Raw genomic sequence first — 17,706 nt, 5'->3', positions numbered from 1 at the left:
CTCTGGGGCGTGCTTACCCTTGTCAAATGAAGCTATCCTTCCTTTTTATAAAAGCGCACAAAGGCACTGTTGACCTGAGAAAACAGCCGCCTGCTCACCGGCACCACAGCGCCGCTGTCCAGCACCAGCTGCTCCTTTTGCAGGCGGCTGATCTGCCGCAGGCCCACCAGATAAGAGCGGTGGCACTGCACGAAATCCTCCGGGGAAAGCTTTGCCAGAACTTCCTGAAAGCCTGCCTTTACCTCCAGCATCTGCCCGTTTTCCAGGGAGATCAGCACCCTTCTTCCGGCGGCCTCCACCAGGGCGATCTCCCGCTGCAGCAGCCGAAGCTCCTCGCCGTCCGCCGATTCCGCCAGCAGCACCGGCTCCCGAGCGGATCGCTTTATGGCCCGGTCCAGGGAAGAAAAAAGCTTTTCCGGCCGAACGGGCTTCAAAAGATAGTGCAGGGCTTCCACCTCATACCCCTCTTCCACGTAGTCCGGCACCCCGGTGATGAAGATAATGGGCAGAGAGGAATCTGCTTTCCGCAGTTTTTTTGCCAGCTCCATGCCGCTGAGGCCCCCCATCTGGATATCCAGCAGCAGGACGGCCCAGTCCTTTTCCTCCTCCCAGGCGAAAAGAAAGGCCTCCGCGCTGGGGAAAAGGCACAGCTTCACCGTTTCCCCCCGCTGGGCGGCCCACTGTGTGACATAGCCCTCCAGAAGCGCCGCCTGAGCCGACTCATCGTCACAAATGGCAATTTTCCGCATAGGGGAACTCCTTTCGAAACTAGTTATTAGAAAAGGGCGGTAGGGATAATGAGGAATGAGAAATGAGCAGTGAGCAATGAAGGACAGGGACAGAGCAATAAATTGTAGTTTAGCGGTGTCCTTAGGCTCCACTTATTTATAAGGGGAGCTGTCAGCCGATAGGCTGACTGAGGGGATCAAAACTAGCGATTCTATGGCATTTTCTGCGTGTGACTATCCCTTCCACCGCCTATCGGCAGTCCCCGCAGACTGCGAAGCAGTCTGTTTCCCTTCTGCAAGCAAGGGGGGGCTTTCTCTCACCGCCAAATTCCAATTTAGCGAGCTCTTCCCTTGACCTTACATTGCGCATTCCTCATTGCGTCTGCCGTTTCGCGCCGCAGGCAAGCCCCTATCCCTTCCATTTCAAAAAGGTGATGGTCTGGTTTTTCATGGAGATCTTCTCCACCTGCCAGCCGTAGTTTAAAAGCTCCTTTTTGTATTGCAGAAAGGAATGGTCCAGAGGGACTCCCGCGATTTGGCGGAGCTCTTCAAAGGACAGAGTGAGAGAACCTCCCTCGGTTTTCTGAAGGTGCTCCCACAGAAGCTGATATTTGCTCATTTACTGCTCCAACCTCTTTCCGAAAAGCAGATCTTACACCTCTTCTACTACGCCGTCCTCCATGGTATAGCCCTCCAAAGAGTTTTCCTTCACCTGAATGCAGAGGAAGCTGATGGCGGAATCCTCCGCCGCGGAGAACTGACGCTTTGCCGCCGGGGCAACGCGGATCCAGTCCCCTGCGGAAAGTTCCACCGTTTCCTCATCGATCACAGCCTTTCCCTTCCCGGAAAGCACCCCGTAGATCTCCTCATTCTGCTTATGGGAGTGAACAAAGGGCACGCCCGTTCCCGCGGGAAGATCGTTTACGCTGATCTCCGCGCCTGTCAGGGAAAGGCTGTCGTGCAGCTCTGTTCTGGCGCCCGGCACAACGCTTACCTTGGTAAAGTTTTTCATTGAGAAAGCCTCCATTCTTTGTTGTAACATTCATTAGTACAACACAAGTATAGCGGCTTTTCATTGTAATGTCAAGTGTTACATCTGATTTTTTCCCGCGTATCTTCCAGCAGGTCCCGAAGGGTCATGGATTCCATCTTCTGCTCCATGGCTTTCTGAATTTCCGTGAGCCTTTCGTCTAAGACCCCATGAATATTTCTTCCCACAGGGCAAAGGGGATTGGGGTTTTCGTGGAAATGGAAAAGCTCTCCCTTTTCCACACATTCCACTGCGCGATAGATCTCCAGCAGGGTAATTTCTTCGGCCGGCTTCAAAAGCTCCGCGCCGCCCGTGCCCCGTGCCACACGGACGATCCCCGCCGCCTTGAGCTGCTGCAGCAGCCTTCTTACCACTACAGGGTTCACCGCCGCACTGGAGGCCAGCAGGCCGCTTGTCACCTTCTGCTCGTCCTTTAGCAGCTCCATACACAGGAGAACCTGGATCGCGACTGTAAATCTGCTTGAGATCTGCATGGATACGCCTCCGTTCCTTCCGGCAAAGAAATGTGCTTTCCCGGCGGCTTTCGCTACCGGTTCAGATCCTTTTTGATCTGGGTGGTGGAGATCTCCGGGGTGCGGGGAAGGTAGACCACCTCACACTGCTCCTTCAGGAAATCGAATTTCCCCTCCCAGTCGTCTCCCATCACAAAGGTATCCACATGATATTCCTTTACGTCCCGGCTTTTCTGATCCCAGCATTCCTCGGGAATGACCAGATCCACATACCGGATGGCTTCTAACAGCTGCTTCCGTTTTTCATAAGAAAAGTAGCATTTTTTCTGCTTTTCGTTCCAGTTGAATTCATCGGTGGACAGGGCCACGATCAGGTAATCGCCGTATTGCTTGGCCCGGCGAAGCAGATTGATATGCCCGTAATGCAACAGGTCAAAGGTGCCGTAGGTGATCACGCGCTTCACTGAGAATTCCTCCTTTGTTCCAGATGATCTATGGTTTTCCCGGCGGCGTTTCCAGTGGGTTCCACCATGCCGAATTCCCGCCGGAACTCCTGCACCTTTTCCGCCTGCCGCCCTTCCTCGAAGGACAGAATGCTTTCCTCCAGCGCGTTGTTATCCGCCGCCCGGGAGAAGGGAAGCAGGTTCAGATCAAAGGTAAAATTCCGGTCGTTCTCATAGGCCGCCAGGTCGTTTACATACAAAAAGCAGGGCTTTCCGGTATTCATAAAATCAAACATGGAGGAGGAGTAGTCGGTGAGCAGCGCGTCGCAGGCCAGGTACAGCTCCCCGATATCCGGGTAGTCCGAAGCGTTTCGCACCATGGGGGGCAGCTTCAGCTCCGCCGCTTTCTCCGCCACGTTGGGGTGAAGCCTCGCTAAGATCAGCCATTCCCCGCCAAAGCGTTTTTCCAGTGCTTTCACACAGCGCGCATAATCCACATCATAGACCGAAAGGCCCTTGTCCTTCCGGTAGGTGGGGGCGTAAAGCAGCAGTCTTTTCCCCTGCTCCAGCCCAAGGGCGTTTCGCACCTTTTCCGCCAGCTCCGGGTGTTCTCCGAACAGGAGATCGTTTCTGGGAAAGCCGCATTCCAGAATATCGCCGTCATACCAGAAGGCTCGCCGGTAGATCTCCGTTAAAAACCGGCTGTCGGAAAGAAAGAGATCCGCCATTTGAGAATCCTTTTTGGCCGTTTCCACATATTCCGGATCCAGAGCCTCCACAGCGTCCCCTTCGATGCGCTTTAAGGGAAATCCGTGCCAGGTTTGAATATAGTACTGGCCGGGACGCTTAAACAGATGTCCCCACTTCCGGCAGTTATCGATCCACACCCCGGCGGTGGCCCGGTGGTAAATTTCCCCGAAGGTGCCGAGGAAAACCGGGTGGATTTCCTTCGGCAGGGAAGCGGCCTCTTTTTCTCCCTTCACCGTCCAGTAAACCGAATAGCCCCGCCGGAGCAGCTCCTCCGCCAGAGGCTTGGGATTGTCGGAATAGCCCCTGCCGATAAAGCTTTGGCAGAAAACCTTTTTCCGGTCTTTCGGTAGCAGGGAGAAAAGCAGCCCCAGCCCATTTCGGGTCAGCTTTTGCCACAGATTCATGGCTGTTTTTCCTCCTTTTCTGACAAAGGCCCCTCAGAGCCGCTCATCAAGTGCCGGTTTCTCACAATGACCACCAGCCGGAAAACCAGAATGGCAAAGTCCGTCAAAGAGGTCAGCACGCAGAGGGAAACCAGATCGATTCCCCAGGTGAGGAAGGAGACCCCCACGCCGATGAGATACACCGCCGTGCCGAAGGCCACGGAGATATTGGCGTATCTCGCCAGGCCCATGGCCCCCAGGGTGGGATAGCCCAAAATATAATTGGGAAAGGTGAACACCGCGGCGGGGATCAGCAACCGGAGGGGAAGCACCACCTGGGCCCCCACCTCTTCTCCCAGCCACCATACCAGCAGGGGCCGGGCCAGCACAAAGACAAAGGCACAGCCTGCCAGGATAATGGGATAGATGTACAGCATCGCTTTTTTGACCAGCTTAAAATTTTTATGCTTCATCATGTGAGGGTACAGGCTGTCACTGATGGGGGACATGCCGTTTCTGGCGGTGCTGATCACCTTATCGGCGTTGAAGTACAGGCCGTTGGCCACAGGGCCGGCCACGTTTTTCAGCAAAATTCCGTTTAGATTGGAATTGATCGCGGCCGATACCTTGGAAAGAAAGAACTGGGAAGCGTCCTTGATTTCCAGCCAGATATCCCGGAAGGAGACCTTTGCGAACCGCAGGCCGATTTTTGCGAACAAATGCCAATAGACAAACAGGGTAGCCCCGGCATTGCCGATAGCGGAGATCAGAGGCACCAGGTAATAATCCTCCGGCTGCTTGACAAAAACGAACACCATGGCGGTGGCAAATACCTTCACCAGCACAGCCCGCACGGTAATGGCGGACATTTTTTCCAGCCCCCGGTACATGAAATCCGGCAGCAGGGCCACCATGCAGACATAAAGCAGATAAAAGACATAGGCCAAAAGCTCCCCCGGCTCCTTCAGCGTGGGGCGGATAAAGATCATCAGAACCAGGAAGGAAAGCACCATAAAGAAGCACTTTGCCGACACCACACAGGTAAGGGTTTTATTCAGGTATTTCTTGTCCTCCCGGTGCTGGGAGATCTTGGCCGTGGCGGACATGATAAACCCGAAATCAATGAAAATCTGAAAAAAGTTGGTGGTATAGTTGGCCGCGCCCAGCAAGCCGATATGCTCCGCGCCCAGCACCCGGGTCTGATAGCCCTGGGTCACCAGACCCAAAAGGGCGTTGGAAAAGGTGAGAATGTACAGCATGATGGTGTTTTCCAGCAATACATGGGGCTTTCTCTGCCGGAATTTTTGCAGCAGGTTCATGGGAAATCGACCAGCGCCTCGCAGAGGAGCGGGCATAAGCCTTCCTCAGACGAAAGCATTCCTTTCTTTTTAGAAATACAGCGAAAAGTCAACCCCTTGCCCGAAAGAGAAGGGATACCAGAGGGTAAAGCTTTTTTTCCAGGAGAAAAGAGACGAGCTTCTGTTTTTTCGGCAGCGTGCGCATGTAGCTGTTTTTCCGGTAATCGGGAAAATGCTCTGTAAGATAGCTTTGCAGCCTGGGAAGCAGCGGGTGGCTTCTGTCCGCCCGAACTACCCGCACAGCGGCCTGATATAAATGGGAATAGGTGAGAAAGCACAACTCCTCCCGGTATTCCTCAAACAGGCCTTTTTCCCGGAAATAAGTGAGGATCGCGTCAAAGGTATCTAAAATTTCCGCATTTCGGTCCAGGTTACTGTTCCGCATGGTAGAGCCGAAGCGCTGAAAATAATTGTACCCGATATCGTCCAGAAACACCATGCTGCCGGCCTCCGCCATCAGCATGGGGGTCAGGCGGGCGTCCTCATACCACATGCGGGGCGGATATTCCACCCCCGCCCGCTGAAACAGGTCTCTGCGGTACAGCTTATTCGCCGTGGCGGGGGCGGTGAGCAGCAGGTTTTTATGCTCTCTGAGGGTAAGGCCCACATTTTTCGGCACGTTTTCCGTGAGAGTGGCAAGCACCCTTCCCCCTTCGTCCACAAAGCGCATGCCGAACATGACAAGATCGGCGTTTTCCCGTTCTCCCGCTTCCAGGGTCGTCTCCAAAAGCTCAGGGTCGATCCAGTCGTCTCCGTCCACCTGGAGCAGCCATTTGCCGGCGGCTTCCCGGATCCCGGTATTTCTGGCGCTGCCCGGCCCGCCGTTTTCCTGGTGGATCACCCGAACCCGGGGGTCCCGTTCGGCGAGAGCATCGCAAAGCTCCCCTCCGCCGTCGGTGGAGCCGTCGTCAATGAGCAGCAGTTCAAAATCCGGCTCTGTCTGACAGAGAATGGAATCCACGCATTTTTCCAGATAGTCTTTTACATTGTAGACGGGAATGATCACACTGACTTTTGGCATAAGGCACCCCATTTAGTAGTTAGTTGTGAGTGGTTAGTTGTTAGAGAAGGGATTTTTCTTTTCCATTACTCTGATTCTCTTCCCTGTCATTCTGAACGAAGCGAAGAATCTCGGTCTTTCGTCTTTAGAAAAGGCACAAAGGCGGTTCAGCCTTTTAGTTTGAAAAGCAGGGCAATGAGAAAATACTGCTTTTTTTCCAGGAGGAACAGGAGAAGCCGCTGGTTGCGGGTAAGGGTGGCCCGGTAGGGGTTTTGCCGGTAGTCCGGAAAATGCTCCCGGAGGTAGGCGGCAAATTTCGGAACCAGAGCATGGCGTCTGTCCAGCCGGATCACTCGCACCGAGGCAGTAAGATAAACGTGAAAAAGGGTTAAAAAGCAAAGCTCGTCCCGGTATTTTTCAAACAGGCCCTGTTCCCGGAAATAGGTGAAAATATCGTCAAAGGCCTCTAAAATTTCCACATTCCGCTCCACATTGAGGTTTTGAATGATGGAGCCGGGCCGCTGCAAATAGTTGTACCCGATATCGTCCAGAGAAACCACGCGCTCCGCAAACAGCAGCAGCTTCAGCGTGGTACGGATATCCTCATACCACACCCGCAGGGGATAGCGCACGCCGGAGCGCTGAAACAGGCTCGTCTTATACAGCTTATTCCAGGCGCAGGGAGAGGAAAGCAGCAGCGCCTTGCAGTCCGCAAGGGAAAGCGCCCGGTTTTTGGGAAGCTTGTCCCGGAACAGGCCCAATTCCTTCCCCTGCAGATCCACCGAGCGAAAACCGAACGACACCATATCCGCGTTTTCCCGCTCCGCCGCCTTCAGGGCTTTTTCCAGAATTTCCGGCTCGATCCAGTCGTCGCTGTCCACCAGCAGCAGCCATGTTCCCCGGGCCGCCTCGATCCCGGTGTTCCGGGCGCCGCCCAGCCCCCGGTTCTCCTGGTGGATTACCCGCACCCGGCCGTCCCTTTCGGCCAGAGTATCGCAAAGCTCCCCGCTGCCGTCGGTGGAGCCATCGTCGATAAGCAGCAGCTCAAACTCCCGCTCTGTCTGACGGAGAATGGAATCCACGCATTTTTCCAGATAATCCTTTACATTGTAGACCGGAACCACAATACTGACCTTGGGCACAAAAGCACCTCCTAATACGGAATCGTATTATTCTTCTCAAAAAGACCGGGTTCTATCATCAAAAGGCCGGTCGCTGTGCCCCGGCGCTGTAAAACAGCTTTATTATACACTCTTTGGTGGGATTTGGCAAATGAGATGTTAGCGGTTAGTCGTTAGTTGTTAGGGAAGGGCATTTGGAGGTTGAGGGCGGCAGGATAAATGGGAAAGCGCTCACCTTTTCCTGTTGTTCTTCCCCCTTCTTCCTACGATTCTGGGCCCCCTTCCTGTCACTCTGCCTCCCTTCCTGTTATTCTGAGCCTCTTTCCTGTTATTCTGAGTCCCCTTTTCTGTCATTCTGAGCCGAAGGCGAAGAATCTCGGTCTTTCGTTGTCAGTTATTAGCCGTTAGAGAAGGACGCAACGGCATTTTTGGGGGGTCTTCCGCCTTGTTTTTTCTGTTTGATTGCGGTATACTGGAGCTACAGAAAGGAGGCGTTGTAATGGCTGTGGAAAAATCGGAGCGCAGGCTGGAAAAACGGCGCTTTTTGGGGCTTCCCAGATATTCCCTGGGGGAGGAGATCTTCTCCGCCGTTTCCCATGGGGTGTCCGCGCTGTTTGCCGTGGCGGCCCTGGTGCTGCTGCTGGTGTTTTGTGAAAAACGGGCGATCAACGTGGTTTCCGTATCCATTTACGGCGCTACCATGATCCTGCTGTACGCGGTGTCCACCCTGTACCATGCCCTGGGCCTGAATAAGGCCAAGGTGGTATTCCGCTCTCTGGATCACTGCACCATTTTCCTGCTGATCGCCGGCACCTACACGCCCATTACCCTGGTGTGCCTGGGCGGGGCCTGGGGATGGTCTCTGTTCGGCGTGGTATGGGGCGCGGCAGTACTGGGAGTAGTCTTAAACGCCGTCAGTGTGGAGCGGTTCAAAAGGGTCTCCATGGTGTGCTACCTGGCCATGGGCTGGGTGGTGGTGATCGCCATGAAGCCGGTGATGGCCCACCTGAGTACAGTGGGTTTCTGGTGCCTGCTTTCCGGCGGCCTGTGCTATACCGCTGGGGCGATCCTCTACGGAGTGGGAAAGAAAATTCCCTACATTCACTCCGTGTTTCACCTGTTTGTGCTGGCAGGCAGCGTGCTGCACACCATTTGCGTGGCGCAGATCTGCTGCTAGCTGTTTCGAAAGTATCATGAGGAATGAGCAAGGAAAGAGAAGAAACCCGTTTGATAAATTGGAATTTGGCGGCGAGCCGCCGCAGGCACACGTAAAGCTGCTAGGTGCGGGAGAACAGCTTACTTTCTATCTGTCATTACTGAACAGAAAGCAAGGAAACCTTGCTTTCTCGGCGAAGAATCTCGTACTGGGGTCTTTTTGAAGGGCTTTCAGGGCAAGATTCTTCTTCTTTTCTTTCCTCAGAATGACAGGAGAGGACTAGTCGATAAATTGGAATTTGCAGCGTTGGTTACAACGCTTGTGCCGCTGCACCCACTCGAGAACCCTCTTGGTGCGGGGAACCGGTTTCCGACCCGACCATAAGTAAGATGATAAATTGGAATTTAGCGCCGAGCCGGCGCATGCACTCGTGAAGTTGCTTGGTACGGGAAACCGGTTTCTGAGCCGACCGTTGGCAGGGTGGTAAATTGGAATTTAGCGGACTAATGAATAGTAGTAACTCCTTGCCTCCCCTGTTCAGGGGAAGAAGGTTGCTTTGCAACTCTGGGACCGCCGATAGACGGTGGAGAGGTTCCAGCTCACTGTAAACCAGCAAAAAACCTGTATTTTTCATCTCTCTGTCAGAACCCCTCGGTTACCCTATCGGGTGACTGCACCCCTTTCAGGGGTGAGCGCGTCCCGGTGGGGGGAAGGTCTCCAGTGGAGAACTCGGCTGTCGCTTCAGACATTGCTGAACGTGCCCCACCGGGGCACAGCAACCGAGCCGACAGGCGAGAAAGCCAAGGGTAAGTGCTAAACTACAATTTATTGCTCTTCTCCTGTTTTTCCTTATTATTGCGCCGAAGGCGCCATCACCGTCCAGCAATCTAGAATCCGGCCTCTAACATCTAAAAGGGCTCGTTGCAGCTTTTCCCTCTGCAACGAGCCCTTCAAATCCCTTTTCTAAACAACTAACGACTAACCTTTTCATAAATAACGCATAACGGCAATGACCTTTCCCAGCAGGAACACATTGTCGGAATAAATGGGCTCAAAATCCGGGTTTTCCGGCTGTAGCCGCACCCGGTCCTTTTCCCGGTAGAAGCGCTTTACCGTGGCCTCGTCTTCGATCATGGCCACGACGATATCGCCGTTTTCCGCGGTAGAAACACGCTGTGCCACTACATAATCACCGTCCAGAATGCCGGCGTCACGCATACTCAGGCCGCTGACGTGCAGGGCGAAAAGCTCCCTGCCCTCTTTTTGGGGGAAGGGGAGATAACCTTCAATATCCTCCACAGCCAAAATGGGCTGCCCGGCGGTGACCTTTCCCAAAATTGGCACCTGTACCGCGGCGGTGCTGCCTTCAATGCGAATGGAGCGGTTCAGGCCTGCGTCTCTGGTGATATACCCCAGCTTTTCCAGGGTTTTCAGGTGGGCGTGAACGGTGGAGGTAGAGTGAAGCCCCGTAGCGGCGCAAATTTCCCGCACGGTGGGAGGTACGCCCTTGGGCGCTTCCTTCACAAGGAAATCATAGACCTTCTGCTGGCTTTTTGTCAGGCGTTCCATGGCAATGCCTCCATTACGATTCAAATGGTTTTACGCGCTTTACGAATCAAAAGCTTCTTCCAGCCTTAAGTATAGCATATAGTATAGGAAAAAGTAAACATTTGTTTGAATATATTTTCGGAAAATTTTTCCGCATGGTTTCTGTGCGAAGCTTTGCAAAACGTTCACAAATCTTGCGGAAATTCTTTAAGCTTTATTCACAGCGCGGTAACAACTCCTCCGGGTTTTCCGCTATAATAAAAATGTACTCAGAAGAAATGGACCGCACCTTTTCTTTGAGATACGTGTTCTACCCTCCTCAATAATACCCCTCAAGCAAAAAGGGAAAAGGCCGGCAGTGCTGCCGGCCTTTTCCCTTTTTGTTGTTAGATGTTAGTTATTAGTTGTTAGTTGTTAGAAAGGGATTTTTAGATGCTGGATATTATGGGCAATGAGCAATGAGCAAGGAAGGGCAAGCCCTCTCGCTGTCATTCCGAGCCGCAGGCGAAGAATTTTGTTCTTGAGCCCTTTCTATCAACTAACTGTTCACAACTAATAACTAAAGAACGAGATCCTTCGCTTCGCTCAGAATGACAGAAAAAGAAGACTTTTCCTTGTTCTAACAACTAACGACTAACAACTTATACGCCAAATTCTCATTTATCAAACTCTATTCTTAAGTTGCTCATTGCTAATTCCTCATTTCACATGCTGGCGCCGCGCTTTTCCGCCCGGCGGGCTGAAGGGCGCTTTCAAAAAATCTGAGCGTTTGAAAAGTATAATCCCGGAATTTTCGGCTCAAAATACAGATGCAAGCAAACTGTATTTTAATCCGAAAGGAATGGAACACATGAACGGAAGACGTTTTTCAGAGAACAAGGCCCGGAAAAATGGGTTCTACCTTGCCCTGGCGGTTTGTCTGGTGGCGGTGGGGATCGCGGCGTGGAGCACCTATGACGCGGTACACAATTATCTTGCCCCGGAGGCCGGGAAGGCAAGTTCCGGCTCGGTGCAGAGCCAGGCGCCCAAGTCCCAGAGCGGCAAAACGGTAAGCCGGATCAAGGACGACCCGGAAGCGCCCAGCTCCTCCGCCTCTTCCGCTCCCGCCCGCCAGACCGTGGGAGCTGTAACGGGAAAAGAGGAAAGCAGCAAGATCGACAGCAGCGAAGCGGAGCAGCCGGTGAGCTCTGTGCCGGAGGAGCCGGTTTCCTCTGAGCCCCAGATCCCGGTAAACGCGCCCATCTATGAGATCAGCGACGAGCTGATCCACCCGCTGCAATCCAAAGAGATCCACAAGGCTTACAGCGCCGGGGCCCCCGTCTATTCCGAAACCATGAAGGACTGGCGGATCCATACCGGCATGGACGAAAAGGCGGAAAGCGGTGAAGAGGTTTACGCCTGCGGCAACGGGCAGGTCAAGCGCACTTACACCGACCGCATGCTGGGCAATGTGATCGAGATCGAGCACGGCGAGTACGAATTTTTCTATTGCGGCCTGGGGGAAAATTTCCTGGTGAAGGAAGGCGATACCGTCACAAAGGGACAGGCCATCGGCACAGTGACTGCCGTGCCCTTTGAGGCGGCGGAGGGAGTTCACCTGCACCTGGAGGTGCGCCGGGACGGCATCTATGTGGATCCCGAAAGCATTTTGACCGGACAGGAATAATCAGTACAACGAAAAAGAGAAAAATTTTGGGCGGCGCCTCCATTGGGAAGCGCCGCCCTTGTTGTATTGTGATACTTTTTTACCGATCATCAAGTCTTCCAGGAGGGAAGTTTTTTCTTTGGCAATGCAAGGACTTTCTGTTTCAGAGGGGGTGAAGCGGCATAGAATGAGCAATGAGAAATTAAGAACATGGGCGGAGTTCTGCAAATCAAAATTCAGCGATTACATGTTCACTGTCCATACAGGGTAACTGCCGGCCTGTTCCGGCAGTTGGCGGAACAAATGATTGAGCAGGCGGGAAAATAGTTGTATAATAAAAAGCACAGCAGAAAGGGGGTGTTAAAATGCTATGTTATTGTCATAGAAGAATCGATTTAAGCAATCAACTCTGTACAAAGTCTGATGTCTGGACGAAATTTGTACAGAGGTAAAAACTATCGTCCACATTGGATTTTGTACTTTTTATTCTGAGAATCATAGAGAATAGAATGGAGAAAATTCAATGGAAGAAAGAGCATTTAAGAAATATATTATTTTATGGTTAAGCCAGAGCGTATCAGGTCTTGGAAGCTCCATGACCGGGTTTGCGCTTGTTTTGTGGGCGTATGAACAGAGCCATTCCGCAATGTCCGTTTCGCTGATGTCCTTTTGCAATTATGTGCCGTATGTCTTTTTAAGCCTGTTTGTCGGCGGTTTTATAGACAGGCATAAGAAGAAAACGATCATGCTGGTTTCGGACAGTATTGCGGCAGCCGGTTCACTGACAGTATTGGCATTTCTGCTTGCGGGCTGTCTGGAGGTTTGGACTATCTATGCCATAAATGCGGTGATCGGTGTAACGAACGCCTTCCAGCAGCCCGCGTCCGCAGTGGCAACGGGAAGGCTTGTGCCAAAGGAGAAGATTTCAAATGTCAGCGGAATGAATTCTTTTTCCAGTAATCTTATCGTGGTATTCAGCCCCATGCTGGCGGCTTTCCTGTTTGCGGTAGGCGGGCTTCCGCTTATCCTGCTGATAGATCTGGCGAGCTTTGCCTTTGCCTTTTGCGTATTGCTGTTTTATATTACGATCCCAGAACAGGCGCAGGACAAAGCATACAGCTCGCCCTTTGCCGGGATAGCGCAGGGGTTTGACTTTCTAAAAAAAGAAATGGGCATTTTTTACATGATGTTGACAATGGCGCTGATTAATTTCTGTTCAAGGCTGACCTATGAAAATATTTTATCACCCATGATCCTGGCAAGAAGCTCCGGGGACAGCGTTGCGCTTGGAATGGTAAATGCCTGCATGGGAATAGGCGGGATTGCCGGAGGAATGATTGTTTCCGTGAAAAAAGAGAGCCGCCATAAGACAGCGGCAATTTATGTTTCGGCGGCACTGTCTTTTCTGTTTGGGGACTTGATGATGGCAGTTGGGAAAAATGTATTCTGGTGGTCCGCTGCTGCGGTCGCTGCCAGTCTGCCGATTCCATTTATCATGGCAAATCAGAATACGATACTGTATCGGAAGATTCCTGCCGCTCTGCAGGGGAGGGTGTTTGCCGTCAGGAACGCCATTCAGTACAGCACGATTCCGGCCGGCATTATCCTCGGAGGCTGGCTGGCAGATTATGTTTTTGAACCCTTTATGGCTTCCGGAAACAGGCTGGCAGGAATACTGGGAACAATCGTAGGGAATAGCGCAGGAAGCGGCATGGCTGTTATGTTTTTATGTACGGGAGTCTGCGGCTTTGTCCTGAGTATTTTGTCTCTGCACAGCAAAAAAATTCAGAAATTGAATGACGATTGATGTTTAAGAGCCTATCCCGAAATAAGACGTGCGCAGATAGCGCCGTCAGATTTCGGAATAGGCTCTAAGTATACGATGAAAATGTATTGCAGATCAGACTGTTGTGCGTAATCATTATGCAACAGATGGCAAAGCCCTAAAACGGCTTTCCTGCCGCTTCAAATGCCTTTGCCCTCCCCGGCGGCAACGGCATTTTCAGGGCATGTCTCTTTGAATATCCCCCGTAACAAACAGGCGCTATGCTCCCGCAAGGGAACATAGCGCCGTTTGTTGTCAGCAGACCGTGAAACGGTCTGCGTGTAGTTCTTTATAAACCGGCCCAGCCAATATGCGAAACCGGGATTTACCACATTGCCGTGTTGTTTTCCTTTGCCCTTTCTTTGCGATACTGTCCAGCATCTACTCTCTAGAATCTGGAAAATACAAATTTCCCGGATTCGGAGAGATCCTTCTGCTTCCAGCCGCCGTTGGCGGAGGCGCCGGGCTTCAGAGCGGCGGAGGTCTCATTTTTGTCGCAAAGGGACCAGTTTGCCCAGCTGATGCTTCGGCTTTCCAGGAAATCCAGCCATTCTCCCGCTTCCTTCAGGAACACGCCGCCGCTGCCGTCGGCGCGGCTGGTGCCCCATTCCGAAACAAAGATGGCGATCCCCTTGTTTCTGGCGGAATCGATCCGATCCCGCAGCTCCTTGCCGTGAGTGCCCGCGTAGAAGTGCAGGGTGTACATCAGGTTTTTCCCCTGTACCGGGTCGGCGGCGGCCAGGTGGATATCCTGGCTCCAGGTGGGGCTGCCGATGAGGATCACTCCGTCGGAGCCGGCGTCCCGAATGGTTTTTACCACTTCCTGGGCATAGGGCTTCACATCGTTTTTCCAGGAAACATTGCCATTGGGCTCGTTGCAGATCTCATAGAGCACCGCCGGGCTGTCTTTGTATCGCTTCGCCATTTCGGAGAAGAAGCTTTTCGCCTCCCGCAAATGGCTTTTGGGGTTTCCATCGGAAAGGATATGCCAGTCAAGAATGACATACATGTCGTTTTGAATGGCGGCGTCCACTGCGGCGATCACCTGTTTTTTGATGGTCTCCGGCTGGGAAAGATAGCCGTTTTCCCCGGTGTACATGGCCACCCGGAACAGATTTGCCCCATAGTCCGCCGTGGTTTTGATGGCCCCGGAGGAGGCGTACTGCCCGTACCACTGCATGCCGTGGGTGCTCATACCCCGCAAAACAATAGGCTCGCCCGCCTCGTTGCAGAGCTGCGTTCCCTTTACCTGAAGCTTGCCGTTTTCGGTAACGCCCCCCTTTCTGGTTTCCACGGGTGTGGGGGGCGTATCGGGCTCATAGGGGGGCGCGTCCGGGGTGTTTGCCTTTTTCGTGGCCCGGCACACCAGGGCGCAGGCCTCCGCACGGGACAGGCCGTCTCTGGGGCGGAAGGAGCCGTCCGGGTCTCCCACCACAATGCCCTCCGCGTAGGCGGCCAGCACGGTTTCGTAATATCTGCCGTCCAATTTGGAGAAATCTTTTATTTTCCGGGATTCCGTATTGTAATCTCCCTGAGCGCCGGGGAGAAAGGCCTTCATCAGGATCTTCACCGCCACCTGCCGGGAAATGGGCCGGTCAAAGGTCTGCCCGGTGGGGGGGAGCTCATCCCAGTCGTACCAGCCCTGCTCCAGGGCCGCCTGGGTCATGGAGGCCGCCCAGTGCCTGATCTGACCCTGAGAAGGGGTAAGGCCCTTCCGGCGGGCCACAATGCTTACAAATTCCGCCCCGGTAATGGTCTTATTGGGCCGGAAGGTGCCGTCCTTGTACCCGGCGAGCCAGCCGGAATCGGCCATGGCGGTGATATCGTTGTAATACCACCTGCCGGGCTTTACATCGGAAAAGGTCGTGCCCGCCGCGGAGGCCGCGGGAAGGGAATTTCCCAGGAAGATCTGCACTGCCGCAAGCAGAGAGGCTAATAAGCGCTTCATTTTTGGGCCAGCTCCTTTCTTGTTTCCAACCAGTGGAGGATATCGTCATAAACCTTCTGTTTTTCCGTTTCATTCAGCAGTTCGTGGCGCATGCCGAGATACAGGGTGAGCTCCACGTTTTTTACACCCGCTTCCCGCAGGGCGTCCGCCACCTGCCTGGGGCCAACGCCGTAATTGCCCACGGGGTCGTCCGTACCGGCCACCAGATAGATGGGAAGCTCCTTGGGAACGGCGGACGCCCATTGGGGAGAGCTCACCTCTAAAAGCCCGGTGAAGAGATCACGATACCCGGCGGCGGTAAAGGCGAAGCCGCACATTTTGTCGGCGGCGTAGGCCTTGCAGTTTTCCTCATCGGTGGAAAGCCAGGCAAATTTATTTACCGGGTTTTTGATGCGCTTATTGTAAGCGCCGAAGGCCAGCTTATCGATGAAATTGCCCCGGGATCGGGGTCCCCGCAGCTTGCATTGCAGCTCCGCCAGGGCCTTTCCGGGTTTTACGCCGGGGTTTTGCCCCATGGTGCCGCAGAGAATACAGCCGGAAAGCCTTTCCCCGTAACGAATCAGGAAGGAGCGGGATAAAAAGGAGCCCATGCTGTGTCCCATGAGAAACAGCGGAAGCCCGGGGTGCTCCTTCTGGGCCTCGTCCATCAGGGCGTTTAAGTCATTTACTACGTTTTCCCAGCCGTTTCTGTCAGCAAAGTGGCCGTTTATCTGGGCGGAGCGCCCATGGCCCGCGTGGTCGTTCATATAGACCGCATAGCCCCGTTCCGCCAGGAAGGAGGCGAAATGGTCGTAACGGGCGCTGTGCTCCGCCATGCCGTGGGCGATGACCAGAACCGCCTTGGGCGGCGCTTCCTCCCGGACCCAGCTTCGGGAGAAAATGCGCCCCGGTTCCCCGCAGGCCTTTCGCGTCCATTCTTTTCTCAGTATGCTCATAGGGTTTCCTCCTTTTAGGGAAGCACTGATTCAATCTGCAAGCTAGTTGCGTGCCAAGCCGCAAGGCGCGATTTATTCAGTGGTTCCTTAGAACAAGTCCAGCACATGGCAGGGCTTGTGATAAAATACGCTGTCAAAGGGCGCGTCGAGATTTTTTACCGCCGTTTCCGGCATCCAGGAAAGCTCTTCCGCGTTTCGCACCCCGCAAAGCAGGGCGGAAAAATCGCCGATGGGAAGCAGCGCGTCAGGCTCTGAAGCCACGCGCTCCACCCGGTTTTCCCTGCCGGGGGCAAAGGTCAGCTGGAAGGTATCATTATTTCCCTCTAAAAGCGGATCGGTAAGCTTCAGGGTAAGGCTTCCTTCCCCCCGGCAGCGGCAGAGCTTCAAGGCTTCCTGGGCGTTCACCACTCGGAGCATGCCGTTTAGAAACAGCTTGCAGTCCATGGAGGCGGCCTCCGGAAACAGGGAAAGAATATTCGCATGGGCGGGGGTGGAAAAGCGGATCGCCTGAAAATTGGCGATAAAAGCCGTGCGCACAAAGTGTAAAAGCCCCAGCAAAGCCCTGGCGTCCCGGAACAGCAGGCCGTTTCGAGCGGAAAAGTCCGTGCGGCAGTTCAACACCTCTCCGTCCCGTCCGCCGATGAGGAACGCACCGGGAACTCCCTGTTCGTCCTCCCAAACGAAAATATAGCGCTTCTGCTCCAGCAGATTCTCTTTTTCCAGATCAGGGTCGTAAACTTCCCGCACCACGGAAAGATTGCAGTTTTCGTACATGGCGTTGTACACCGTAAGCAGGGGAGAAAGATCGTCCCCGGGAAAAAGCTCTGTGACCTTTCCGCCCACGTCCGGCACATTCAGGTCGGAAAGGGGAAGGGTCCACAAATGGCAGGGCTGCCCGTTTTCAAAGCCAAACTTCCGATAATAGGCGGCGCTGAAGGGATAGAGCGAGGAAAGCACAAAACCGCTGTCGTAAAGCTCCCGGAAGGAGGCCTGCATACAGGCGCGGATCGCCCCGCCCCGCCGGTGAGCGGGCAGGGTGGCAACGCCCCCAACGCCTCCCATTTTTACGATATGCCCGTCAAACCGGGACCGGTATTTGTTCATGATAAAGCTGGCCACAGGCATGGGCTGGTTTTCCAAAAAAGCGGCCCAGCAGTCGGCGCGGGGGTCCTCCTTCGCTTCCCGCGCGGCGGCGCGCTCCTTCAAAAGGTCAAAGCCGCCCTCAAAGGCCACCGCCATGTGGAGGCCGGAATAATACCGCTCCTCCGGCTTCAGTTTTCTGGCCTGCATACTATAATTCCTCCCGGATATTTGCTTAAGAAAACCATACCATATTTTAAAATAAAATTCAACTTTTTCATTT

General features: G+C 53.7%; 16 protein-coding genes. 3 read left to right on the top strand and 13 right to left on the bottom strand.

Annotated features, from left to right (window positions below; all coding sequences use genetic code 11):
* Positions 1-32: 32 nt before the first annotated feature.
* The 9 genes from U8T64_RS02490 to U8T64_RS02450 all read right to left on the bottom strand — a co-directional run bounded on the left by U8T64_RS02490 (position 33) and on the right by U8T64_RS02450 (position 7,307).
* The gene (locus tag U8T64_RS02490) at positions 33-749 is read right to left on the bottom strand and encodes a LytR/AlgR family response regulator transcription factor (protein ID WP_322180624.1); all 717 of its coding nucleotides are present in this window, start codon (positions 747-749) and stop codon (positions 33-35) included.
* A gap of 388 nt (positions 750-1,137) precedes the next feature.
* Positions 1,138-1,347: a hypothetical protein gene (locus tag U8T64_RS02485; protein WP_322180622.1), complete on the bottom strand. Its 210-nt coding sequence runs from the start codon at positions 1,345-1,347 to the stop codon at positions 1,138-1,140.
* 33 nt (positions 1,348-1,380) lie between these two features.
* Positions 1,381-1,740 carry a cupin domain-containing protein gene (locus U8T64_RS02480; protein WP_322180620.1) on the bottom strand — a complete coding sequence of 120 codons (360 nt, stop codon included), beginning with the start codon at positions 1,738-1,740 and terminating at the stop codon, positions 1,381-1,383.
* Between the two features lie 71 nt (positions 1,741-1,811).
* Positions 1,812-2,252: an Rrf2 family transcriptional regulator gene (locus U8T64_RS02475; RefSeq protein WP_322180618.1), complete on the bottom strand. Its 441-nt coding sequence runs from the start codon at positions 2,250-2,252 to the stop codon at positions 1,812-1,814.
* A 53-nt stretch (positions 2,253-2,305) separates the two neighbouring features.
* Positions 2,306-2,695 (bottom strand): glycerol-3-phosphate cytidylyltransferase, encoded by a 390-nt coding sequence (gene tagD, locus U8T64_RS02470; RefSeq protein ID WP_322180616.1) that lies wholly within the window; start codon positions 2,693-2,695, stop codon positions 2,306-2,308.
* The gene (locus U8T64_RS02465; RefSeq protein ID WP_322180614.1) at positions 2,692-3,828 is read right to left on the bottom strand and encodes a CDP-glycerol glycerophosphotransferase family protein; all 1,137 of its coding nucleotides are present in this window, start codon (positions 3,826-3,828) and stop codon (positions 2,692-2,694) included. The genes tagD and U8T64_RS02465 overlap by 4 nt, the downstream gene beginning before the upstream one ends.
* A complete protein-coding gene (locus U8T64_RS02460) occupies positions 3,825-5,162 on the bottom strand; it encodes an oligosaccharide flippase family protein (protein WP_322180613.1) in 1,338 nt (445 codons plus the stop codon). Before U8T64_RS02460 ends, U8T64_RS02465 begins: the two co-directional genes overlap by 4 nt.
* A 52-nt stretch (positions 5,163-5,214) precedes the next feature.
* Positions 5,215-6,186 carry a glycosyltransferase family 2 protein gene (locus U8T64_RS02455; protein WP_322180611.1) on the bottom strand — a complete coding sequence of 324 codons (972 nt, stop codon included), beginning with the start codon at positions 6,184-6,186 and terminating at the stop codon, positions 5,215-5,217.
* Between the two features lie 146 nt (positions 6,187-6,332).
* A complete protein-coding gene (locus U8T64_RS02450) occupies positions 6,333-7,307 on the bottom strand; it encodes a glycosyltransferase family 2 protein (protein ID WP_322180609.1) in 975 nt (324 codons plus the stop codon).
* A 478-nt stretch (positions 7,308-7,785) separates the two neighbouring features.
* Between U8T64_RS02450 and trhA the strand changes: the two genes are divergently transcribed.
* Positions 7,786-8,463 carry a PAQR family membrane homeostasis protein TrhA gene (gene trhA / locus U8T64_RS02445; RefSeq protein WP_322180608.1) on the top strand — a complete coding sequence of 226 codons (678 nt, stop codon included), beginning with the start codon at positions 7,786-7,788 and terminating at the stop codon, positions 8,461-8,463.
* Between the two features lie 966 nt (positions 8,464-9,429).
* Here the strand turns inward: trhA and lexA are convergent.
* On the bottom strand, positions 9,430-10,011 hold the full coding sequence (gene lexA, locus U8T64_RS02440) for a transcriptional repressor LexA (protein ID WP_322180892.1): 582 nt from the start codon (positions 10,009-10,011) through the stop codon (positions 9,430-9,432).
* Between the two features lie 829 nt (positions 10,012-10,840).
* On the opposite strand from lexA, the gene U8T64_RS02435 reads away from it, so the two are divergent.
* Both U8T64_RS02435 and U8T64_RS02430 read left to right on the top strand, forming a co-directional pair.
* Positions 10,841-11,656 (top strand): peptidoglycan DD-metalloendopeptidase family protein, encoded by an 816-nt coding sequence (locus U8T64_RS02435; RefSeq protein WP_322180606.1) that lies wholly within the window; start codon positions 10,841-10,843, stop codon positions 11,654-11,656.
* A gap of 502 nt (positions 11,657-12,158) precedes the next feature.
* Positions 12,159-13,442, top strand: a complete 1,284-nt coding sequence (locus tag U8T64_RS02430) for an MFS transporter (RefSeq protein WP_322180605.1) — start codon at positions 12,159-12,161, stop codon at positions 13,440-13,442.
* A 406-nt stretch (positions 13,443-13,848) separates the two neighbouring features.
* Here U8T64_RS02430 and U8T64_RS02425 read toward each other — a convergent pair whose 3' ends face one another.
* The 3 genes from U8T64_RS02425 to U8T64_RS02415 all read right to left on the bottom strand — a co-directional run bounded on the left by U8T64_RS02425 (position 13,849) and on the right by U8T64_RS02415 (position 17,633).
* Complete coding sequence (locus tag U8T64_RS02425) at positions 13,849-15,408, bottom strand: cellulase family glycosylhydrolase (RefSeq protein ID WP_322180604.1); 1,560 nt, start codon at positions 15,406-15,408, stop codon at positions 13,849-13,851.
* Complete coding sequence (locus U8T64_RS02420; protein WP_322180603.1) at positions 15,405-16,343, bottom strand: alpha/beta hydrolase; 939 nt, start codon at positions 16,341-16,343, stop codon at positions 15,405-15,407. The genes U8T64_RS02425 and U8T64_RS02420 overlap by 4 nt, the downstream gene beginning before the upstream one ends.
* Before the next feature lie 87 nt (positions 16,344-16,430).
* Positions 16,431-17,633, bottom strand: coding sequence for a GNAT family N-acetyltransferase (locus U8T64_RS02415; RefSeq protein ID WP_322180601.1), 1,203 nt, complete (start codon positions 17,631-17,633; stop codon positions 16,431-16,433).
* Positions 17,634-17,706 lie beyond the last annotated feature (73 nt).

It is taken from the genome of Neglectibacter caecimuris (assembly GCF_034335015.1).
In the GTDB taxonomy this organism is placed as follows: Bacteria; Bacillota; Clostridia; order Oscillospirales; family Acutalibacteraceae; genus Acutalibacter; species Acutalibacter caecimuris_A.
This window is presented reverse-complemented; position numbering and strand designations above follow the sequence as displayed.